The following is a 21,766-nucleotide window of genomic DNA, read 5'->3' on the forward strand; positions in this document are numbered from 1 at the left end:
ACTTTTTCTTTTTTCAATAAACCTTATACAATTTTCAGAAATTATATTATAAAATATATGTATGACTTAAGGAGGCTGTATATGAATCAAAATAAAAAAGCTATATTAGATCTTGTCTTTTATCTCGTAATCCCATTCCTCATTTGGAAATTCGCAAAACCTTATATCGATCCGTATTACGCGATGTTACTTTCCTCTGTTCCGGGAATTATTTATACACTGTATACCTTTAAAAAAGAAAAGCAGTTTAACGTGACAGGGTTCTTTATTTTAATTACACTCATTTCTAATACAACGGTAGATCTATTATCTGGATCAGCTGAACGAATGTTGTGGAACGATGCGTATTATCACATCGTACTCGGTATTATCGTTATATGTACAATTTTTATAAAAAAACCACTTATGTTATATTTCGCAGCAGATATTGCTGCACTGCAAGGCCATGACCGTGATAAAAGTCGTGAACTGTATCGTGATAGTCGTATCTATCCAGCATTGCAATATTTAACGCTCTTTTTCGGTCTCCAATTCATATTAAAAAGCTTCTTAAAAATTTATTTCATCTCTGTTTTCGGTGTAGATGGCTACGGTGAAATGAGAGCAATTATGACCGCTGTTGGATGGGGCATTTCCATTTGTATCGGAATTGGATTTGTCTGGGTGAACAATAAAATACATGCCGTTACAGAAGAAAAAGAGTCTATGCAGTAAATGAAAATCCCCTAGTAGTATGATGCTACTAGGGGATTTTCATTTTGCTACACATATTACGAAATCTTTAACTTGATTTTTTTCTTTTATTTTTTACGTTTTGATAAAACAAAGCAGCACTTAGCGGCATAACACCAAACCACTTATTCATAAATGGCTCTTTTTCAGCACGGCGTTGTTCTTTCTTTTGTTTACGATCTTCTTTTGGAGCATCCATATACGACACAAACTGTTGTGTCACAAAGCGAACATAATCATTAGTAGACATATTATCATCACCTCTACTTGATTAGTATGTCCACTTTCTTATTCATTAATCTTTTCTTTTAATTCATTCATAATTTGCTTTACAGACTTATTCGTCGTATCGATATGAATATGAGCCTCTTCATAATAAGCTCGGCGCGATTCGAATTTCATTACAAATGCATCTATATCTTTCTTCTGAAATAGTGGACGTGTCGTATCTTCACGAAGCCTTTCTGCAATTACATGTGGATCACAATATAAATACACGACAGTTCCATTTTCCTTCATCCACTTTCGGTTTTCCTCTCGCTCAATGATTCCGCCGCCAGTTGTAATGATTACATTTTCAACAGGTAGTGAACGTAACATCTCACTTTCATATTCCCGAAAAGCCATTTCACCTTCTTCGGCAAAAATATCACGAATCTCCTTCTCTTGCTTCTCTTCAATTTTTTGATCTGTATCTATAACATCCATATGAAGTTCTTTACTTAATGCTTTTCCAATTGTTGTTTTCCCAGCTCCCATATAGCCGGTTATGTATATAGATTTCATTTTCGTTCCTCTCAATCGTCATGTATTACTTGTTATTATAACGAAAGATGCTACTTTATTTAATAAAAAAACGTTTTGTTCTTCTTATACACTGAAGAACAAAACGTAACATACTCGCTTTATCTATAAGTACCTCTTCTCACCCACTGTGTTGCAATCCATTTCTCACCTTTCGTTACAGGTGCCCCTCCGTGTAACGTAAGCTCATTTAGTGATCGATCTTGATAGAAATACTCAAAGTATACTGCCATTCCCTTTCTAGGGTGCACAGAAAGATTTAATTTCGGAAAGAAAGTTTCTCCGCCTTCTTCTACATCATTTAAGTACATGACAAGCGTACTAATACGATTATTAGCAGCTGATCTACTATGTTCCGCAAAATAATCATAGTGTGCTTTATATTGTTGATCCACTTCATAATTTAAAATGTGTAATCCTTCTCCATGCGAAACAGGAACATTCATGATAGATGAAATTCGTTTTTCAATCTTCGCAGTAAGTTCATTATCATCTAAAAATGCACCACTACTCGTTCGAATATCATTTACATCACGTGATGAACCAACTTTAGAACGTGCTAATTTATTTTTAGACAATTCAATTAATTCATCGCACTCTTCATCACTTAATACATTTCCTAACACGACAATAAGAGGTTCTTCGAATTTTGAAATAATTTGTATTTCCCTATCTTCTGTCATAATTGCATTTCCTTTATGATCAAAAATAGTTTGTTCCTTATTTTCACCTATTTGATTGTTGTTTGTCATTTCCCTATTCTCCCTAAAAATAATGATTGGATAGCATGAATATATCATATTCTTTCTACCTTTCTCTTTTTTGAGAAAATTTAAACTTTTAATTGTTTTATTTATCCATTTCCTCTAAAAAAACAGCCTATTTTTAAATGAGAAATTATGGTTTTCATCCGTATATTTTACATACTATCCTTCTATCCAATCGAATATTTTCTCATCCTTTTTTCTATATCGAAAGCTTACTTTATAGAAAATTTCTTGTTTGATTTTGCACTGCAATGAAACGAGAATAACATCGTTTTCAAATACGTAATTTCCACTTGCTTCGCCCTTTTCATATGAAAAGAAAAAAGTATCTTCCTTTTCTTTTTGCTGTAAGTCTTTTTTTATATTTGTAATAGATCGATTTAGTAGTTCCTCCAGTACAAACTTTTGCTCTATTTCAATATAAAATTTTTTATCTATAAGCAACATATTCGTTTCGTATACAAAGAACGAAGTTAATAATACAAGAAAAATGATTGTTCCTGGCATCGTAAATCCATCTTGTTTTCTCATGTATTTATTTCCATTTCGCTATACCTTATAGCTACACCTTCATATGTTTTCCCACTCCTATCTTTCACATTTATAAACAGCAAATGAGGGGTTACTTCATATGAAACCATTTCAACATTTTGTAATATAACTTCTCGTCCGCGCATATTCACTTTTCTTATAAGATGATTATTCAATTTTTCGTACGTCACTTCATCTCCAGTACGAAGGTGGAAGCGCAAAAGATTATCTTTATTTTCAGGGACTATTTTTTCTACAAATGATACTTCACGAAATTCTAATTGCACTTGTCCTATAAACACATCCCATTCCCAATTATTTAATCCTTTCGATTGTTTGTTTTCTATTCCAATAAAGTTTAAACGTGGCAAGAGTAAAAAGAACAGTGATAACAGAAAAAAACATACGATCATTTCAATTAATGTAAATCCAACTTCTAATTCATTTTTTCTCCCGCATAAAAGCATTGTTCCATCATTTTTCCTTTCACATCTTTCCACATCGCACAAACTTCATTTCCTCCCCAATATGTGTAATATACATTTCCATTTATGACTTTTTCTTTCTGTTGTTTTGCCTCATTCTCATACATATATAAAGCTGCTTCTTTTTTTAATAATACAAATGCCTTATAACGAATTTGTATGTTTTTTCGTTCTTGCATAATCAATATTGTTTGCGGAAGTAGTAAAGATACCGCCATCATTACTATACTTAATGCTACAAGCATTTCAGCCATCACTGACCCTTTTTGACATTTCACGATACGTAAATCTCCCTCTTCCAAGCTGGAATACAATCTCATATTTATAACTTCGATACGAAAGTAAAATCGTGCCACCTCTATTAATATTCCCACTCGGATTATATGTCATCGGATTTGGAAAAGTATTCAAATCCAATTGTATATCGCTATCATATTCTCTTTTAATGATAGAATGATCCGTACTCGATTCCCCTATATAATACATATGTCTATCTTTATGCCATCGTAATGTATAGTGTTTTTGACGGTTTATCGCTAATTGTTGCATATACAAAATATCATTTGAAAACTGTCTTAAAAATTGTTCGATTTTTTGTTTTTCGTATAATGAATGTACATGAAAATACGTGACCATACTTAATACAGAAATGGCAAATAAAACGAGTAGCATTTCTAAAAGTGTAAAACCTTTTTGCTTCACAGTTTCCCACTTGTTACTGTTCCATCATTGGAAATATGAATAGATTCACCATTCGGACACTTATCAGCTGTAATATATTTTTCATCACTTAACTCTTTTAGCGTGGGAATTTTATTATGTTGTAGTTGGTATACTTGTACTTGCGCTTCTATAGATTTCACATAGGCTTTACATCCTTTTCCTTCGACGGATGAACGCTGCGTAACTACATTAGGAATAATTAATAGTAATAGTACAGTTATGACGACCATAACTAATAACATTTCTAAAAGGGTAAATCCTTCCTCATTCTGCATGTAAATGCCTCCTATATAGAATTCATCATTTGAAACATTGGCATAATCATCGCTAAATACATAAGAACGACTATTGCTCCAATACACGTAAATAAAATCGGTTGAATGATCACTAACATACGTTTAACTTTTTGCTCCATCTTCTCCATGATAAGATCGCTATAGTCACCTAATTCAATCGCCAAATTACCATTTGCTTGTCCATGCGTAATAATATAAGATAGCTCTTCCTCGTAATATCCACTTTTTGCAATAATAGCTTGCAACGGTTCTCCCGTAATTAATTGGTGTTTAATTCGGCCCGCTTCATACTGAAAGAATGGATGATACTTTTGCTCCATCATTATTGTTAGAGCCTCAAGTACTGATAGTCCTCCGTGTAATAAGCCGCTCAATTGAGTAGCGAAATAATGCGAATGCTTTAAAATAAGAAATGTTTTTATGAGGGGAATTCGAAGCATAATTTTTATCTGCTTCATATGCGGGAGTTTCCGAAAGTAAACTATATATACACCACATACAATCATAATGATAAAAAGAGTACTAATAATAAGGTAGGGGAGTAACTTAATTGTACTTAATATTTGTTCTGTGAATAACGGTGCTGTAGAACCAAATGAACTATATACCATGTCAACCTGTGGTAATAAAATGCGGTTAAAAATCAAAATCATGATTATTAAAAAGAACGCCAAAAACATAGGATACTGCATTATTTTCATCATATCTTTCCTATACTTATCCTTTTTATAAAGAAGTGCACTCCCTTGTTGCAACGCAAAAGAAATATCACCATGTTGCTCGGCATAAAATAAATAGCTTAACATCTCCTGATGAAACTTTAATTGATAAAAAGAATCGTGTAGACTTTTTCCATTTTTTAATCCATCAATCATGTGCTGCAATTGTACTTTCTTTTCTAAAGGTAATTGAAACCGTAAAAATTCTAATGCCTGCAAAAGAGAGTATCCTTTTTCTAATAGTTCTCCTAATCGTTTCAGTAATATGACTTGATCACTTAAACTCCATATTTTCTTAAACATAAACATCCTCTTCTAAAAATCCTAAAGCGTATCCTTTTCGCAGCGAAGACTCTAATGTCTCATGCTTGTACGTGACACATTCCCCGTTTGCTTCTTTAATCGCTTGTTTTAACTCATATCCATATAACAACTCATAAATACTCGCTTGCCTTACTTGCCTCATTGATTTACATACAGTTGAGCACTTTCTTTTACAAAACGGACACTTCAATTCAACAAGTCGCTGTGCAGCTATAGCCAATAAAGATTGTTCAATCTCTTGCCTCGTTATACCAAAATCCATGAACCGAAGTATCGCTCCTTTCGCATCATTCGTATGCAATGTCGTCATTACTAAATGGCCAGTCAAACTTGCTCTTATAGCGATTTTTGCTGTTTCTTCATCACGAATTTCACCCACTAAAATAACATCTGGATCATGACGCAAAATAGCCTTTAGTCCCGCCTCATATGTGATACCTGCTTTTTCATTTATTTGAATTTGTAATACATCGTCATTTCTTTTTTCAACTGGATCTTCCAGTGTAACGATGCGACGTGTTTTCTTTTTTCTAATTACCTCTAATAATGCATACATTGTTGTTGTCTTCCCCGAACCAGTCGGTCCAGTAAATACGAGTAATCCATGGGAATAATGTAAAAAAGAAAGTAGTTTCTTCGCTGTACTTGGAAATAACGAAAGATGAGATAACGGCTGAATAGACGCTTGTAAATGAAGACGAATAACGAGACTTTCTTGATATACGGTTGGAAGCGTAGAAAGGCGTAAATACACTTCTTGTCCATCTATTTGTATATATAGTGAACCGTTTTGTGGTTTCCGCCTCTCTCCTATATCCATGGATGCTAAAAATTTAAAGTGTGAAACAAGTTTTTCTCCAAATTCCTTTTCAATGTATTGTTTCGTCATTAAATCCTTTCCTATGCGCAGTTGAACCACTACATCCTTCTGCCGGGGCACAATATGTAAGTCCGACGCTTGTACCCTGCACGCTTCTTTTAAAATCATATTCGCAAAGCTTTCAATTCCATTCATCATTTTTCCCTCCCCACTATGTATATAGCATGAAGAAATCCATCTGAAAAATCGGTATTTTTGCATTTTCACTAGATGAAAAAGGAAAAATATGTTTGTGAAATTATGAACAATTTCCGAATTATTGTCTGAAATTACCTATACTCATGTTTATCTGTATTATAATGTTATTATCTTGGATAAAGTGATAAAGGTGGAGATCCTCATGGAACAAGCTTTAAAAATTACAGGTGTTTTAGCTGACCCAACTCGTTATTACATTTATAAATATATTTCTCAAAAACATAGTTACGTAACTGTACAAGAAATTGCAGATGAGTTTGAAATTCATCCAAACGTAGCGCGTTTACATTTATCTAAATTAGAAGATGTTCATATGCTGAAATCCGAAACGAAGAAAACTGGAAAAGGCGGAAGACCAAGCAGATTATATGTATTATCTGAAGATGTTATCCAATTACAATTTCCATTCCGTGACTATCAATTGTTAGCAAGAATCGCGTTTAATTCTTTACTTAGCCTTGGTGCTGCTGGTGAAAAAGCGCTCTACGAAACAGGGAAACAATTCGGGGCCGAATTAATGCAACAACATATGCAGCGTTTAAATGTGAGTGAAGATGCCTTAACAGTTGAACAAAAAATTCAAATTGCAAAAGAAGCCTTTTCAACAGCTGGCTTATCACCTGCATTTGAATTAAGTGCAGATGGAACGAAAATTTTCTATGATGTACACAATTGTCCATTTAAAGAAGTTGCTGTCCATCACCCAACTGAAATTTGTAATATGCACGGAGATATGATGAAAGGGATTTTTGAAATCCTATTCCCTAACACGGAATTAACACGAAACGATAGTTTACTAGATGGATGTAAATCTTGTAATTATAAACTAACAATTTAATCTCTCATATAAAAAGAAGCCAATTATAATTGGCTTCTTTTTATATGAACGAATATTTACAATAGTAAGAAAAATAAACTATAATGAAGTGAGGTTTACTTTTTTTAGAAAAGGAGGGAGATGCATGGAGCGCATGTTTCGCGTTCTCGGCTTTTGGACTGGAATTTTCTCGGTTATGTTTTACGTAGGGGATATGCAACAGGCCGCACTACTATTTTTAGGACAAACAGGATTCTTCGTACTTTTAAGCTATTTAAATTTAACAGAGCGTATGTATATATACGTATTCGGGGCATATTTAACTGTTTTCTTCATAGGATTTACATACTACACGACATTTTTACTTGTCCCTGGGGCTGGACATTAAAAGGTGGCATTTCGCCATCTTTTTTTAATTCCAGAATTCCCTAGTTGACTTATAGGTTTTATTGATTTATATTCTATATAACAGATTGGAATTAGGGGGAATCATCATGAATACACTGCTTGTCGGAATTAACGTTGCAGTCATGCTCATTTTAGTTGGCGTATTATATTATATGCAACGTAAGCATGTATCTTTTAATAAACGCGTATTTACTGCTTTAGGAGTCGGAATTATCTTCGGTCTTATATTACAATTTATTTATGAGCCAACTTCTAAAGTCATTATTGAATCAAATACTTGGTTTGGCTTAATCGGTAACGGTTATGTGAAGTTACTTCAAATGATCGTTATGCCACTTATTTTAGTATCTATTATTTCAGCGTTTACAAAATTACAGTTAACGAAAAACCTTGGTAAAATTAGTGGTCTTATTATCGGAATTTTAATTCTGACTACAGGAATTGCTGCAGCTGTCGGTATCGCTGCAAGTGCAGGATTTGATGTATCTGCAACTGGTCTGCAACAAGGTGATGCAGAATCTGCTCGTCTGAAGCTAGTTGAAGAAAGATTTACTTCTATTGAGAAGACAACAATTCCAGATAAATTATTAGAGCTGTTACCTACAAATCCATTTCTTGATTTAACAGGTGCTCGTCCAACTTCAACAATTTCTGTTGTAATATTTGCAGCCTTTATCGGTATCGCTTTTATAGGTGTAAAACGAAAATATCCAGAACAAGCAGAGCTATTTAAGAAAATGCTTGATGCTGTATATGCAATTGTAATGCGTATGGTAACATTAATTTTACGTCTTACTCCATACGGCGTATTAGCTCTTATGGCAAAAACAGTTGCTGGTAGCGACATAAATGCTATTTTAAAACTTGGTAACTTCGTGTTAGCGTCTTACGTGGCACTTATCGTAATGTTCGTTATCCACTTATTATTAATTGCTCTATCTGGTTTAAATCCAATTCAATATTTGAAAAAGGTGTTCCCTGTATTAACATTTGCATTCACATCTCGCTCTAGTGCTGGTGCAATGCCATTAAATATTGAAGCGCAAAAAGAAAAACTTGGTATTTCTGAAGGGATTGCAAACTTCGCAGCATCATTTGGAGTATCTATCGGACAAAACGGTTGCGCAGGTATTTATCCAGCAATGCTTGCAATGATGGTCGCTCCAACTGTAGGAATTGATCCATTACAACCACAATTTATTTTAACTTTAATCGCTGTCGTTGCTATTAGCTCATTCGGTGTTGCCGGCGTTGGTGGCGGTGCAACATTCGCAGCGTTAATCGTACTATCTACAATGAACTTACCAATCGGTATTGTCGCTCTTGTTATCTCAGTTGAACCATTAATCGATATGGGTCGTACAGCTCTTAACGTAAGTGGTTCTATGACAGCAGGTCTTATTTCAAGTAAATGGCTTGGCGAATTAGATCAAGATACGTACAATCAAGATGATACAAAAACTGGTGAAATTGCTTCATAATGAAAAGGACGCTAACAGTTTTGTTAGCGTCCTTTTTTAGTTCTTTTCATCTTCCTCTTTATCTTTTATACATAAGGCATAACATATTGTTTCAAACACTATGTATAAAGCTCTACCAATTACTTCAACCATGGTAAAACACCACCTGTATATTAGAATAGATAATTACAAATAAATTATATACCTTTTCTGACTTTTGTAAAAATTACATTTTTGTAAGGTTTTATAAAAACTGAGCTTTATTTTTCTACTAAAAACTCTTCTAATTGCTCTTTTAACTCCTCCTCAATCTCATCACAAGATTCATCAACAAGTTCCCCTACTTTCTTACTCCCAAAAATGTTTGATTGAATTGACATTCCTAAAAAGATTCTTTCGCATTTCCAAATTGGAATATGGTGAAATTCAATCATCTCTTTTCCTTCATCTAATATAGCTATCGAAATCGATGAATAATATCCTGTTTCAAAAGGATCGTCTTTATCTCTGATGAGTTCTATAAATAATTCCATGTTTTTTTCTATGTACAAATGTGAATAATCTTTAAGAAGTTTAAATGATATTCCCTCTATTTCCTTCTCCATGTATTGAATTTTCTCTTTTAATTCCAGTGTAAAATCTCGTTCTGTATACTTCATCTCCGTCTCCTTACACATAGAAAAAGAGAATATAATAACATATTCTCTTCTTTCAAATATATTTCATTATCTCACAGCCCGTCCTTTTCACAAATAACCATTTTGTTCGCACCATTTATGAAATTGTCCTACGTCTACTCCAACTAATACGATATCCTTTAACTCTACATCAATGATTTGTTCTCCAATTACAATAGCAAACTGCGATTCTAATTTTGTCTCGTTTTTCTTTACAATTCCAATTCGGTTCCGATGCGGTCCATCTTTTATATATGCTTTTTGTCCTACAATATCAAAGTTCAAGATCTTCACCTCTTTTACTGCGCTCAAATTGGAAATACGATCTCCACCTCGGAAAATTTCCTTTCATTGCACTATTTCTCTATATATATGACGAAACAATAAAAGAGTCCTCCCTTCTTTACAATTATTTTTTCTTTGTTTCATTTTTGTGATTGAAACGTAAAGTTTATAATAAAATACACTTGGAAGCGCTTTCTATGTAATTTTTTATGTTATAATGTATAAGTAGAACTTCGTAAAGAGGGTTAAAAAAAATGAATAGAAAAATGATAAAAAAAGTAATTGAAGCATTAAAAGTATATGGCTTTCAGAATGTATCATTCTGTGACAAAACGAAGCAATTTTTATTTCATAACGAAACAGATATTATGAGCGGCTATGCAGAAATAACATATAGTAGTCAATTTGAAAAATTCAACGTACAAATTCATCCTATTGAAACGCATCACCAAGCAGAGTTACAAGAGGTTGAAAGACATATACAAGCCTGTATAAGAAAAGTGGAATATTTAAACGCACTTCTTAGCGGACAAACGAAACTAGATGATAAAATTATTATAATGTAAAAAAAGAACGTGATAGTCTCACGTTCTTTTTTTACATTATACATTCATCTTTTCTTTCAGTTGTAATCCTGTAATAGACTCTAATACATCCATTGCTTCTCCAAATGTCATATCAAAAATTGTCTTGTCCTCTATGTATGGAAATTGTCTAAAACGCTTTTCTAACGTTTTCACGGCGTCTGACGTAAAGTGTGCACTATCGATGCCAAATTCTGTTTCAAGAAGAACGATCCAATCTAACACATGAAAACCTAATCCATTTACGAATGAAATAAGTTTTTCTTCTGACTGTGAAGATAAGAATACGTGTCGTTCCATCTCACTAAAAAGTTCTTCTCCTAAAATATGAGCTAATTCATCATCATGTTCGCGGTCAATGATTTCTTCATAACCATAATCATCTACAAGCTCTTCTACTTCTTCACTATCTGCAAAAAGTAATTGGCTAAGAAGTGCCTCTTTCTTAAATTCACTATTTTGTACGACTTCTAAAAAGCTCGTTTCCCATCCATTTTCTAATTTCATATTATGTACTCCTTTATATATGTTTCTTATCATCACTGTACCCAAAAGATCACTTTTATAACCTTGTATACCGTTACTATTATTTCACATGATTCATAACATAAGATGCAAATTCAGTTGCATCTCCTTCAAAAAAAATCCCCATCTTTAAAACTTATTTGCGTTTAAATGATGGGATGCCTCATGGTCTTCTTTTATTTTTTGTTTTTTATAACTTTCATCAGCTAACATTTCTAGTTCAGCTGTTATTTCTGATTTTTCAAGCTCTCTTTCTTGCGAAAATTTCCTTGAAATATAAACAATAACACTACCAACGTACAACACAAAGCATATAATAAGTGCAGTATTTTCATAGAGACTTAGCTCCAACACAGTCACTCCTAATCCATTCGTATTTTCACGCTTCATTAATTGGAATTTCCCTACTAATCCATTTGCTATTGTAACATAAAAACACCGTTTCTTGGAATCTTTCATCCTACTAAAAGAGGCATGATTGTTTCATCATGCCTCTGAAATATGTTGAATGATTGTTTGAATTGCTTCTTTTCCATTATATTTTTTTAGAGCTGTTTTATACACTTCATTATTTTGATTTAATTCTTCGACATGCTTTATAAGAGATTTCACAGTCACATCTTCTTCATACAATACGGAAGCATATCCTTGTCTCTCAAAAGACTCTGCATTTAGTATTTGATCTCCACGACTTGCAAATTTCGATAGTGGAATTAAAACCATCGGCTTTTGCAATGTTAAAAACTCAAAAATGGCATTAGAGCCCGCACGTGAAATAACAAAATCTGTTATGGCTAATATATCTGGCAGTTCTCCGTGTACATACTCAAATTGTTTATATCCTTCTTTATTTTGTAAACTATCATCAAGATTACCTTTTCCGCAAAGGTGAACAATTTGATATTTTTTCAGAAGTTCTGGTAACGCTTCTCGAACCGTTTCATTAATTTTTTTTGCGCCCAAACTTCCTCCCATGATTGTAATAACTGGCTTTTTACGTGAAAAACCTAAAAATGCTAAACCTTTTTCACGATTTCCCTTTAGTACTTCTTCACGTACAGGAGATCCTGTATAAATTACTTTTTCTTTCGGTAAATGTTTCGCAGCTTCTTCAAATGTAACAAATATTTTCGAAGCGAAACGGAGCGCAATTTTGTTTGCTAGTCCTGGCGTCATATCAGATTCATGTAATAAAACTGGTACCCTGTTTAACCATCCGCCTATTACGACTGGTACAGATACGAAACCACCTTTTGAAAAAATCACATCTGGTTTTAGTTTTCGAATCCTTACATACGCATCCATAACACCTTTCATTACAAGAAAAGGATCTTTTATATTTTTCAAATCAAAATAACGGCGTAGCTTTCCGCTCGCAATACTATAGTACGGAATACCTTCCTTTTCTATAATCGTTTTCTCAATTCCTTGATGAGAACCAATATAAGAAATATCCCAATTCTGTTCTTGTAAATGTGGAATGATGGCTAAATTAGGTGTTACATGCCCTGCCGAACCGCCACCTGTAAAGACTATTTTTTTCATACGTCTCCCCCTTCTAGACTATAATACACTAAAATATCTTGCCTCGGGGTGAGAAAATACCATAGCCGTTACAGACGCTTCTGGCTCCATCATAAATCCTTCCGTTAATGAAATACCTATTTCCTCTGGATGAATTAAGCGAAATAACTTTTCTTGATCTGCGAGTTCTGGACATGCTGGATAACCGAAGGACACTCGTATCCCTCTATATTTCGTACGGAAGCGTTCTTCCATCGTCAATTCTGGCGAATCTGGAATCCCCCAGCGATCGCGAATGAGCATATGTGTTTTTTCAGCAAGTCCTTCTGCTAGTTCGAGCGCTAACGATTGAATAGCATGACTGCGTAAATAATCACCTTTCGCTTTCCACTCTTCAGCAATGTCACGAACACCTTCTCCCACCGTAACAGACAGGAAAGCAACATAGTCCATTTCATCTCCAACTGGGCGTAAATAGTCACCTAAAGTACGATATGGTGCTTTTCCTTGTCTTGGGAATGTGAAACGCTCTATAACACGCGTATGATCTTCTGGATCATATATTACAATATTCTGTCCGTCGCTTTGCGCTGGGAAAAATTGATACACCGCTTTTGGTTTTAACCAAGATTGTCCTTCCTGCAATAATTCATCTATTAAATCATTTAATTCATGCGCTCTTTTATCTCCCTCTCGCAAAAGTTTCTTCACACTTCCCTTTAGGCCAAGGTGATGTCCAAGCAGCATTTGTCTATTTAGAAATGGCGCGAGATGTGAAACAGGAACATCTCTTAATACAATTCGTTTTGTTGAATCCGGCACGATAACCTCAGCCTTCGGCAATGGCTCAATTACTGCTGGAATTTCTACTTTCTTCTCTTCTTTTGTTACGATATGAAGATGACGTTCTTTTTTATCCTGCTTCATCTTCTCACGCTCTTCTTCTTTTTGAAGCTTATTAATAATATCCAGCCCCGTCATCGCATCACTCGCATAACATACGAGCCCTTTATAAGATGGCGAAATACGATTATCTGTAAACTTTCTCGTTAACGCTGCCCCGCCTACAACAATTGGAATATCAATATCCGCCGCTTTTAAATCTTCAGCAGTCGTTACCATTTGTTGCGCCGATTTTACTAATAAACCAGAAAGACCTATAATATCAGGCTTCTTTTCTTGTACTTCTTGCACAATTCGATCCGAGCGAACATTAATTCCTAAATTAATAATCTCATATCCGTTATTTGCTAAAATAATTTCAACGAGATTTTTCCCAATATCATGCACATCACCTTTTACAGTTGCTAATAATACTTTCCCTTTTTTCGCACTATCGCTAGATTCCATATGTGGCTCTAAATAACTTACAGCAGCTTTCATACTTTCAGCACTTTGCAATACTTCAGCAACGATAAGCTCATTATTATTAAATAATCGTCCTACCTCATCCATTCCTGTCATAAGTGGGCCATTAATAATATCCAAAGGTTTTCTTCCTTCTGTAAGTGCGAGACTTAAATCTTCGTGTAAACCTTGTTTCGTACCTTCTACAATGTAATTTGCGAGCCTTTCATCAAGTGTTAATGTTTCTTGGACAACAACATCTTTCTTTTTTGCCACGCGATAGAAGTTTGTAAATTTTTCTAACGTCTCTTGCGTCGTTTCAAAAAGCAATGCATCTGCAAGGCGTTTTTCTTCATCAGGAATTGACGCATAGCGCTCTAATTTTTCCGTATTTACAATCGCGTAATCTAACCCTGCTTTCGTTGCATGATATAAAAAGACGGAATTTAACACTTCGCGACCAGCTGGTGGTAAACCAAATGATATGTTACTTACACCTAAAATCGTTAAACACTCTGGTAATGCTTCTTTAATAAGGCGAATCCCTTCTATCGTCGCAGCCGCCGAGCCAATATACTCTTCATCACCTGTCCCTACAGGAAATACAAGTGCATCAAAAATAATATCTGATGGGCGTATACCATATTTCGTCGTCAATAACTCATAACTTCTTTTCGCAATTTCTAATTTTCTTTCCGCACTTACTGCCATTCCATCTTCATCGATTGTTCCAACTACAATTGCAGCACCATATTTACGAAGAAGCGGTGTCACTTTTTTAAATCGCTCTTCTCCATCTTCTAAATTAATTGAATTAATAACAGCTTTCCCTTGAATATAAGTAAGAGCTCGCTCCATCACATGTTCATCTGTTGAGTCAATCATAATCGGTACTTTTAACACTTTCGTAACTTCTGCCAAGAAGTTTTCCATATCTTCTATTTCATCGCGGTCCGGGTCTGCCATACAAATATCAATAATATGAGCATTTTTCTTCACTTGCGCTCTAGCGATTTCAGCAGCCTCTTCAAATTTCCCTTCTGCTACTAATCTTTTAAATTTACGTGATCCAATAACATTTGTTCTTTCACCAACAAATAACGGTCTCATAGAGTCATCATATTGCAGTGCCTCTAATCCACTAACCCCATGTCCCGCTCTCTCTTGCTGTTCACGAGGTTTAAGAGACATTAATGCGGATTTCATTGCTTTTATATGTTCTGGTGTTGTACCACAACAACCACCGATAATATTAACCCATCCTTCTTCTGCAAATCGCTTCACTTTCTCGGCAAGCGAGGATGGAGATTCATGATAATGTCCATCTTCATCAGGAAGACCTGCATTTGGATAACAAGAAATGTAACACTCCGATAAATCAGATAGAGAACGAATATGGTCTCTCATAAACTCCGGACCAGTCGCACAGTTTAATCCAACAGATAATGGCTTCATATGTTCTACCGATAAGTAAAAAGCCTCAATTGTTTGCCCAGCTAGAGTCGTTCCCATCGGTTCAATCGTTCCCGAAATCATGATAGGTACAACTGTATTTAGTTCATCAAAAGCCGCTTGAATTCCAATATAAGCAGCCTTCACGTTACGCATATCTTGACTCGTCTCAACGAGTAATACATCCACTTCTCCTTTCAACAATCCTCTTGCCTGCCGTGTATAAGCTTCAATTAATTCTTCAAACGTTACACCACCAGTAACACTAATCGCTTTCGTTGTCGGTCCCATTGCTCCCGCAACATATACTTCCTTCCCGCTTTCTTCGACTGCTTGCTTCGCTAAACGCGCTGCCTTCTCATTTAGCTCCTCGTCTAAATGAGATAACTCATAATCACTTAGTACAATATTGGTTGCCCCAAATGTATTTGTTTCAATAATATCCGCTCCAGCTTCAATATAGGCTTTATGAATCTTTAAAATAACATCTGGTCTTGTTTCTACTAAATACTCATTACACCCTTCGTACTCCTCTCCTCCGAAATCTTCCGCAGTTAAGTCCTCTTGCTGGATCATTGTTCCCATTGCACCATCTAATATTAAGATGTTATTTTGTAATTTTTCTTCTATACATTTCATCAATTAATACCTTCTTTCACTTCTTGCTTTTCTCTCACATATTTAACAAGATGTTCTGTAATTTCATATTTTAAAAATGGTGTAATAAGATAAATGCCGTTAAAGTATTTCATCGCCGCATCGATTAATTCTTGAGAAATACGAATCCCTTCCTCAATTGCTGCCTCTTTCGTTTCATGTCCATCCATTCTCTCTCTTACTGCTTCAGGTAAAGTAATACCGGGCACCTCAAAATGAAGAAAATCTGCATTCCGTTTACTTATTAATGGCATAATTCCAATAAAAATAGGTTGTTCTAAATGCTTTGTCGCTTCATACACTTCTTCAATTAACGCGATATCATAGATTGGCTGCGTTAAGAAATATTCTGCTCCAGCATCTATTTTCCGTTCCATTCGCTTAACCGCTGCTTTTAAATGTCTTACATGCGGGTTAAATGCACCGCCCACAGAAAACCTTGTTGCCGGTCCAATGGATTTCCCTAAAACGGAACGCCCATCGTTCATTTCTTTAATCATTTTAATGAGCTCGATAGAGGACAAATCATATACAGAAGTGGCACCTGGAAAATCACCAACGCGCGCTGGATCTCCAGTTAAAGCTAACACTTCTTCCATGCCTAACGCTGATAATCCTAGTAAATGAGATTGTAGTCCGATGACGTTATGGTCTCTACATGTTAAGTGCGTCAATACCGGAATATCATGCTTCGTTAATAATGCTCCCATTGCCATATTCGAGATACGGGGCGATGCTAATGAATTATCTGCTAGAGTAATAGCATCTGCTCCAGCTCTTTTCAATGCTCTTGCGCCTTCAAAAAACCGCTGCGTATCTAACGTTTTTGGTGGATCTAATTCCACTACTACGGTCGTTTGTTTTTTTGCTTTCTCTGCTAAAGTGACATGAGCTTTTGAACGTTTCTCATGTGTATGAACTACTTTCGGTCTTTGAACCGTATCCTTTTCTATTACAGGCGTAACATTTAGAGTAGCACGTTTCATACTTTCAATATGTTCTGGAGTCGTGCCACAACAACCGCCCAATAACCGAATACCTTGCTCAATAAATTTCGGTGTCATCGCTTCAAAATAAGCTGGACTTCCCTCATATACGTATCGTCCCTCTACATAATTTGGGAGACCTGCATTTGGATATGCTGACAAGTAACCATTTTTCGGAATCGATATCATTTTAAAAGCTTCCGTCATATGAAGTGGCCCTAGTTGGCAGTTCAATCCAACAACATTTGCACCGTAATCTAAAAGCTGTTTTAATATTTCATTTACATCATTTCCATTTTGAGTCGTACCCGCCTCATGTAACGCCAATTGCGCTACAATTGGAATATTTGTTTCTTTTCGTAACACCTGGACAGCATGAAGTAATTCAAACTCATCATAAAAAGTCTCTAATAGCAGTCCATCAACCTGTTCTTCTAATAATGCACTTGCCTGTTCCAGTAACATAAATTCTCGCTCCATATCAGTTGTCGTAACCGCCCCGATATGTTTCATACCACCAATTGTGCCTAAAATTGCATTTCTGTCTGTAACAGATGCTTTCGCCAGTTTTACTGCCGCTCTATTAATTTCAGTAACTTGATTTTCTAATCCATACATACGTAATTTCGCTTCATTTGCTCCGTACGTATTTGTTTGAATCACATCTGCCCCAGCCGCTACATATTGCTTATGAATCGATATAATTAAATCTGGATCAGATATATTCAATTCTTCAAAACTACTTTGCAAACCATGTGAATGTAATAACGTCCCAACCGCACCATCACCTATTACAATTCCTTTTGATAATAAATCTAGTAATTTCACAAATCTCCCTCATTTCTATCAATATAAAAACCCCCTCTTCACTTTGAAGAGGGGGACATAATCGATCCTCCTCTTATTATGCAAAACATTCGTTTTGCAGGTATTAGCACCGTTTCAAACATTTCGTTTGAAGGTTGCCGGGTTTCACAGGGCCTTTCCCTCCACCGCTCTCAATAAGAGTTTGTCTTTATTATTTTATTTATGTAGCTAAAAGGAAATGCGTTCCCCTTTTAACAATGTTTGTTAATTTTTTTATAAATTTAGCACGCACAAATATAAAAGTCAATGACACTTGCGGAAAAATAAAAATTATTTAAAATAAAGTTGCAATTCAATTATCTTTTGTTGTAAAGTTAAAAACATAATAAAATTTCATACGAACATTCTTATCTAGAGAGGTAGAGGGACTGGCCCTATGACGCCTCAGCAACCATTAACATTTGTTAATAAGGTGCTAATTCCAGCAAATTGTGAAAGATTTGACAGATGAGAAGAAGACTCTATTCAAACCGAAAGCCTTCTTCTTAGAAGGCTTTTTTATTTTATATTCAACTAATGGTTCAATTTAAAAAGGAGGAATTTTCACATGTCAACTATCGAAACAAAATTAGCGCAAATCGGAAACCGGAGTGAAACTACAACAGGAACTGTTAATCCACCTGTTTATTTTTCAACTGCTTATCGTCACGAAGGAATTGGTAAATCTACTGGATTTGATTATTCACGAACTGGAAATCCAACGCGCGGCCTATTAGAACAGGCAATCGCAGACTTAGAATGCGGTGAACAAGGTTATGCCTGTAGTTCAGGGATGGCAGCCGTTCTTCTTGTCCTTTCCCTATTCCGCTCTGGAGACGAACTTATTGTTTCCGAAGATTTATACGGTGGCACTTATCGATTATTTTCTGAGCACGAAAAAAAGTGGAACGTTCGATGTAGATACGTAAATACACAATCTATTAAACAAATTGAGCAAGCCATCACAACGAAAACGAAGGCTATTTTCATAGAAACTCCAACTAATCCATTAATGCAAGTTACCGATATTGCCGCTGTTGCAACTGTAGCGAAAAGACACAGACTACTTCTTATTGTAGACAACACATTCTACACACCTTATATACAGCAGCCATTAACAGAAGGTGCCGATATCGTACTTCATAGTGCAACGAAATATTTAGGTGGTCATAACGATGTACTAAGCGGACTTGTCGTTGCAAAAGGAAAGGAACTTTGTGAGGAAATCGCTCATTATCATAATGCCTCTGGTGCAGTCTTAAGTCCATTTGACTCATGGCTATTAATTCGTGGTATGAAAACGTTAGCGCTTCGCATGAGACAACATGAAGAAAATGCAAAAGCAGTTGTTGCTTATTTAAATGATGAGGATGGGGTGACAGATGTATTTTATCCTGGAAGAGGCGGCATGATCTCGTTTCGTCTGAAAGATGAAACATGGATTAATCCATTCTTACAATCTTTATCCTTAATTACATTTGCCGAAAGTCTCGGTGGTGTTGAAAGTTTAATGACATATCCAGCAACACAAACACACGCTGATATTCCTGAAGAAATTAGAACAGCAAACGGTGTATGTAATCGTCTTCTTCGATTTTCCGTTGGTATTGAAAATAGTAACGATTTAATTCAAGACTTAAAGCAAGCCATTAAACTTGTAAAAGAAGGTGTAAGAATATGAGTTATTCTATAGATACACTCTTACTGCACAACCAATATAAACATGACTCGCAAACAGGAGCTGTTAACGTTCCCATCTATAACACATCAACATTTCACCAATTTGATGTAGATACGTTCGGGAAATATGACTATAGCAGGTCAGGCAATCCAACTCGTGAAGCTCTTGAAGACATCATTGCTTTATTAGAAGGCGGAACAAAAGGATTTGCCTTCGCATCAGGAATTGCAGCGATTTCTACTGCATTCCTCCTCCTTTCACAAGGTGATCACGTACTCATTTCAGAAGACGTATACGGAGGAACTTATCGAATGATAACTGAAGTTCTCTCCCGTTACGGTGTTTCACATACATTTGTTGATATGACCAATTTAGAAGAAATAAAGCAAAACATTAAGCCAAATACAAAACTCTTTTATGTAGAAACACCTTCCAATCCACTTTTAAAAGTGACAGATATTCGTGCTGTTTCTAAACTTGCAAAATCTATTGGCGCCCTTACTTTTGTTGATAATACATTTTTGACACCACTATTCCAGAAACCACTTGACCTTGGCGCTGATGTCGTTCTTCATAGTGCCACAAAATTCATTGCCGGTCATAGTGATGTTACTGCCGGATTAGCAGTTGTAAAAGATACCGATCTCGCTCAAAAACTTGGCTTTTTACAAAATGCATTCGGCGCTATTCTAGGCCCGCAAGATTGTTCTCTCGTACTTCGTGGTCTAAAAACATTGCATGTACGTCTTGAGCATTCAGCTGCTAATGCCAATAAAATTGCACACTATTTACAAGAGCACGCTAAAGTTCAAAATGTCTATTATCCAGGATTACAAACACATCTTGGATTTAACATTCAACAATCTCAAGCTACATCAGCAGGAGCTGTCCTATCTTTCACTTTACAATCAGAAGACGCACTTCGCCAATTTTTATCAAAAGTAAAATTACCTGTCTTTGCGGTTAGTTTAGGGGCTGTCGAATCGATCCTTTCCTACCCAGCTAAAATGTCACATGCAGCACTATCGCAAGAAGCTCGTGATGAAAGAGGGATTTCAAATTCATTACTTCGGCTATCCGTCGGTCTTGAAAATGTTGACGATTTAATATCCGATTTTGAAAATGCCCTTTCTTATGTAGAAGAGCCTGTAAATGCATAGAGAGCAGAGAAGATATGAAATTAAGTTATCATATCTTCTTTTTTACGCTGATAAGTATATTTGTCAACCCTTCGTATAATTCATAAAAAAAATGACAGATCACTATCTATTTCCAAGTAATGAATTAATTGATATATTAAGAAGTAAAAAAAAGGGGCAAAAATAATGGATACATGTGCAGATGTTTTAATCGTTATCGATTTACAAAATGGAGTATGTTATAGTGAGGAGCATTTATTTAATTTACAAAATTTACTTACAAAAGTAAATAAAAGAATTTCTTCATACAGAAAATCAAATAAACCAATTCTTTTCGTTCAACATTGTGATGATGATTTAGTACCTGAAAAAGAACTTTGGGCTATCCATTCAGATTTAGATGTTCAAAAACACGATTTTTTTGTAAGAAAAACACATGCCAATTCTTTTTATAACACAAACTTGAAAGAGATTTTAGATCAATTATCTGTACATCGTATTGAATTTTGTGGTGCCCAAACAGAGTACTGTATGGATACCACAATTAAATTTGCCCATGGACTAGGGTACGAAAACTTCATGTTCCAGAAAGCAACCTCTACGTTAAATAATCCATTTATGTCCGCAAAAGAGACAATTGATTTTTATGAAAATATATGGAACCACAGATTTTTAAAATTGATGAAAGATGAAATCTAGAATACATAACTAACGTCTTGGTAATTCTAAGATGTATCAGCTATATTCAAACATTTCATTTTCACCATAAAGAAGCTGACTACATTCGGCTTCTTTTCTTTTAACCTGTTTTATATTCTATATATAACATTATAATTCCTTTGTCATATTATTTTAAAAATTTCGTATATTCATTTGAAAGAATAAGAAAATCATGATAAAATTGTGTTACAAATATATC

Annotated in this window: 25 protein-coding genes and 2 riboswitches; of the genes, 8 read left to right on the top strand and 17 right to left on the bottom strand. The window is 35.1% G+C overall.

Translation table 11 applies throughout. The features are described 5' to 3' along the window. Positions 1–81: 81 nt before the first annotated feature. Positions 82–714 carry a VC0807 family protein gene (locus tag MR070_RS02560; protein WP_001073109.1) on the top strand — a complete coding sequence of 211 codons (633 nt, stop codon included), beginning with the start codon at positions 82–84 and terminating at the stop codon, positions 712–714. 67 nt (positions 715–781) lie between these two features. On the opposite strand, the gene MR070_RS02565 is transcribed toward MR070_RS02560, so the two are convergent. The 10 genes from MR070_RS02565 to comGA form a co-directional block, all read right to left on the bottom strand. Continuing rightward, on the bottom strand, positions 782–982 hold the full coding sequence (locus MR070_RS02565) for a YqzE family protein (RefSeq protein WP_000106079.1): 201 nt from the start codon (positions 980–982) through the stop codon (positions 782–784). A 38-nt stretch (positions 983–1,020) separates the two neighbouring features. Continuing rightward, positions 1,021–1,518 carry a shikimate kinase AroK gene (gene aroK / locus MR070_RS02570; RefSeq protein WP_242260489.1) on the bottom strand — a complete coding sequence of 166 codons (498 nt, stop codon included), beginning with the start codon at positions 1,516–1,518 and terminating at the stop codon, positions 1,021–1,023. 119 nt (positions 1,519–1,637) lie between these two features. Beyond that, complete coding sequence (locus MR070_RS02575; protein ID WP_044793803.1) at positions 1,638–2,288, bottom strand: 2OG-Fe(II) oxygenase; 651 nt, start codon at positions 2,286–2,288, stop codon at positions 1,638–1,640. Positions 2,289–2,462: 174 nt separating this feature from the next. Then, positions 2,463–2,834 (bottom strand): competence type IV pilus minor pilin ComGG, encoded by a 372-nt coding sequence (comGG, locus tag MR070_RS02580; protein ID WP_242260491.1) that lies wholly within the window; start codon positions 2,832–2,834, stop codon positions 2,463–2,465. After that, positions 2,831–3,301 (bottom strand): competence type IV pilus minor pilin ComGF, encoded by a 471-nt coding sequence (comGF, locus tag MR070_RS02585; RefSeq protein ID WP_242260647.1) that lies wholly within the window; start codon positions 3,299–3,301, stop codon positions 2,831–2,833. The genes comGG and comGF overlap by 4 nt, the downstream gene beginning before the upstream one ends. Then, complete coding sequence (gene comGE, locus MR070_RS02590) at positions 3,271–3,573, bottom strand: competence type IV pilus minor pilin ComGE (RefSeq protein WP_242260649.1); 303 nt, start codon at positions 3,571–3,573, stop codon at positions 3,271–3,273. The genes comGF and comGE overlap by 31 nt, the downstream gene beginning before the upstream one ends. Next, positions 3,566–4,021, bottom strand: a complete 456-nt coding sequence (comGD, locus tag MR070_RS02595) for a comG operon protein ComGD (RefSeq protein ID WP_000810387.1) — start codon at positions 4,019–4,021, stop codon at positions 3,566–3,568. The genes comGE and comGD overlap by 8 nt, the downstream gene beginning before the upstream one ends. Further along, positions 4,018–4,317, bottom strand: coding sequence for a comG operon protein ComGC (gene comGC, locus MR070_RS02600; RefSeq protein WP_001178696.1), 300 nt, complete (start codon positions 4,315–4,317; stop codon positions 4,018–4,020). Before comGC ends, comGD begins: the two co-directional genes overlap by 4 nt. Positions 4,318–4,328: 11 nt before the next feature. Next, complete coding sequence (comGB, locus tag MR070_RS02605; protein ID WP_242260493.1) at positions 4,329–5,360, bottom strand: comG operon protein ComGB; 1,032 nt, start codon at positions 5,358–5,360, stop codon at positions 4,329–4,331. Continuing rightward, positions 5,353–6,396 (bottom strand): competence protein ComGA, encoded by a 1,044-nt coding sequence (gene comGA, locus MR070_RS02610; RefSeq protein ID WP_001013195.1) that lies wholly within the window; start codon positions 6,394–6,396, stop codon positions 5,353–5,355. The genes comGB and comGA overlap by 8 nt, the downstream gene beginning before the upstream one ends. Positions 6,397–6,601: 205 nt before the next feature. On the opposite strand from comGA, the gene MR070_RS02615 reads away from it, so the two are divergent. From MR070_RS02615 to MR070_RS02625, 3 genes are all read left to right on the top strand, one after another. Further along, complete coding sequence (locus MR070_RS02615; protein ID WP_138321101.1) at positions 6,602–7,297, top strand: helix-turn-helix transcriptional regulator; 696 nt, start codon at positions 6,602–6,604, stop codon at positions 7,295–7,297. A gap of 124 nt (positions 7,298–7,421) precedes the next feature. Then, positions 7,422–7,664 carry a DUF2626 domain-containing protein gene (locus MR070_RS02620; protein ID WP_000440719.1) on the top strand — a complete coding sequence of 81 codons (243 nt, stop codon included), beginning with the start codon at positions 7,422–7,424 and terminating at the stop codon, positions 7,662–7,664. 106 nt (positions 7,665–7,770) lie between these two features. Beyond that, the gene (locus MR070_RS02625; protein ID WP_001094339.1) at positions 7,771–9,165 is read left to right on the top strand and encodes an L-cystine transporter; all 1,395 of its coding nucleotides are present in this window, start codon (positions 7,771–7,773) and stop codon (positions 9,163–9,165) included. Between the two features lie 239 nt (positions 9,166–9,404). Here MR070_RS02625 and MR070_RS02630 read toward each other — a convergent pair whose 3' ends face one another. Together MR070_RS02630 and MR070_RS02635 are read right to left on the bottom strand one after the other, a co-directional pair. After that, on the bottom strand, positions 9,405–9,803 hold the full coding sequence (locus tag MR070_RS02630; protein ID WP_242260495.1) for a hypothetical protein: 399 nt from the start codon (positions 9,801–9,803) through the stop codon (positions 9,405–9,407). Between the two features lie 87 nt (positions 9,804–9,890). Further along, on the bottom strand, positions 9,891–10,106 hold the full coding sequence (locus MR070_RS02635; protein WP_001008330.1) for a DUF3912 family protein: 216 nt from the start codon (positions 10,104–10,106) through the stop codon (positions 9,891–9,893). 254 nt (positions 10,107–10,360) lie between these two features. Between MR070_RS02635 and MR070_RS02640 the strand changes: the two genes are divergently transcribed. After that, on the top strand, positions 10,361–10,672 hold the full coding sequence (locus MR070_RS02640) for a hypothetical protein (protein WP_001080447.1): 312 nt from the start codon (positions 10,361–10,363) through the stop codon (positions 10,670–10,672). Between the two features lie 36 nt (positions 10,673–10,708). Here MR070_RS02640 and MR070_RS02645 read toward each other — a convergent pair whose 3' ends face one another. From MR070_RS02645 to MR070_RS02665, 5 genes are all read right to left on the bottom strand, one after another. After that, positions 10,709–11,197, bottom strand: a complete 489-nt coding sequence (locus tag MR070_RS02645; protein ID WP_242260496.1) for a hypothetical protein — start codon at positions 11,195–11,197, stop codon at positions 10,709–10,711. Between the two features lie 147 nt (positions 11,198–11,344). Continuing rightward, positions 11,345–11,605: a DUF3966 domain-containing protein gene (locus tag MR070_RS02650; RefSeq protein ID WP_000817964.1), complete on the bottom strand. Its 261-nt coding sequence runs from the start codon at positions 11,603–11,605 to the stop codon at positions 11,345–11,347. Between the two features lie 96 nt (positions 11,606–11,701). After that, complete coding sequence (murG, locus tag MR070_RS02655) at positions 11,702–12,760, bottom strand: undecaprenyldiphospho-muramoylpentapeptide beta-N-acetylglucosaminyltransferase (protein ID WP_000724748.1); 1,059 nt, start codon at positions 12,758–12,760, stop codon at positions 11,702–11,704. An 18-nt stretch (positions 12,761–12,778) separates the two neighbouring features. Beyond that, positions 12,779–16,177: a methionine synthase gene (gene metH, locus MR070_RS02660; RefSeq protein WP_000649696.1), complete on the bottom strand. Its 3,399-nt coding sequence runs from the start codon at positions 16,175–16,177 to the stop codon at positions 12,779–12,781. Beyond that, a complete protein-coding gene (locus MR070_RS02665; protein WP_000770334.1) occupies positions 16,177–18,009 on the bottom strand; it encodes a bifunctional homocysteine S-methyltransferase/methylenetetrahydrofolate reductase in 1,833 nt (610 codons plus the stop codon). The genes metH and MR070_RS02665 overlap by 1 nt, the downstream gene beginning before the upstream one ends. Before the next feature lie 70 nt (positions 18,010–18,079). Then, positions 18,080–18,189, bottom strand: a riboswitch (SAM riboswitch). A gap of 203 nt (positions 18,190–18,392) precedes the next feature. Continuing rightward, positions 18,393–18,502: riboswitch (SAM riboswitch) on the top strand. Between the two features lie 93 nt (positions 18,503–18,595). Between MR070_RS02665 and metI the strand changes: the two genes are divergently transcribed. The 3 genes from metI to MR070_RS02680 all read left to right on the top strand — a co-directional run bounded on the left by metI (position 18,596) and on the right by MR070_RS02680 (position 21,546). Beyond that, positions 18,596–19,708 (top strand): cystathionine gamma-synthase/O-acetylhomoserine thiolyase, encoded by a 1,113-nt coding sequence (gene metI, locus MR070_RS02670; RefSeq protein ID WP_000103878.1) that lies wholly within the window; start codon positions 18,596–18,598, stop codon positions 19,706–19,708. Further along, positions 19,705–20,868 carry a cystathionine beta-lyase gene (metC, locus tag MR070_RS02675; RefSeq protein ID WP_000122290.1) on the top strand — a complete coding sequence of 388 codons (1,164 nt, stop codon included), beginning with the start codon at positions 19,705–19,707 and terminating at the stop codon, positions 20,866–20,868. The genes metI and metC overlap by 4 nt, the downstream gene beginning before the upstream one ends. Positions 20,869–21,033: 165 nt before the next feature. Then, complete coding sequence (locus MR070_RS02680) at positions 21,034–21,546, top strand: cysteine hydrolase family protein (protein ID WP_000379168.1); 513 nt, start codon at positions 21,034–21,036, stop codon at positions 21,544–21,546. The last annotated feature ends 220 nt before the right edge of the window (positions 21,547–21,766 follow it).

The organism is Bacillus cereus group sp. BfR-BA-01453, from assembly GCF_022662915.1.
In the GTDB taxonomy this organism is placed as follows: domain Bacteria; phylum Bacillota; class Bacilli; order Bacillales; family Bacillaceae_G; genus Bacillus_A; species Bacillus_A paranthracis.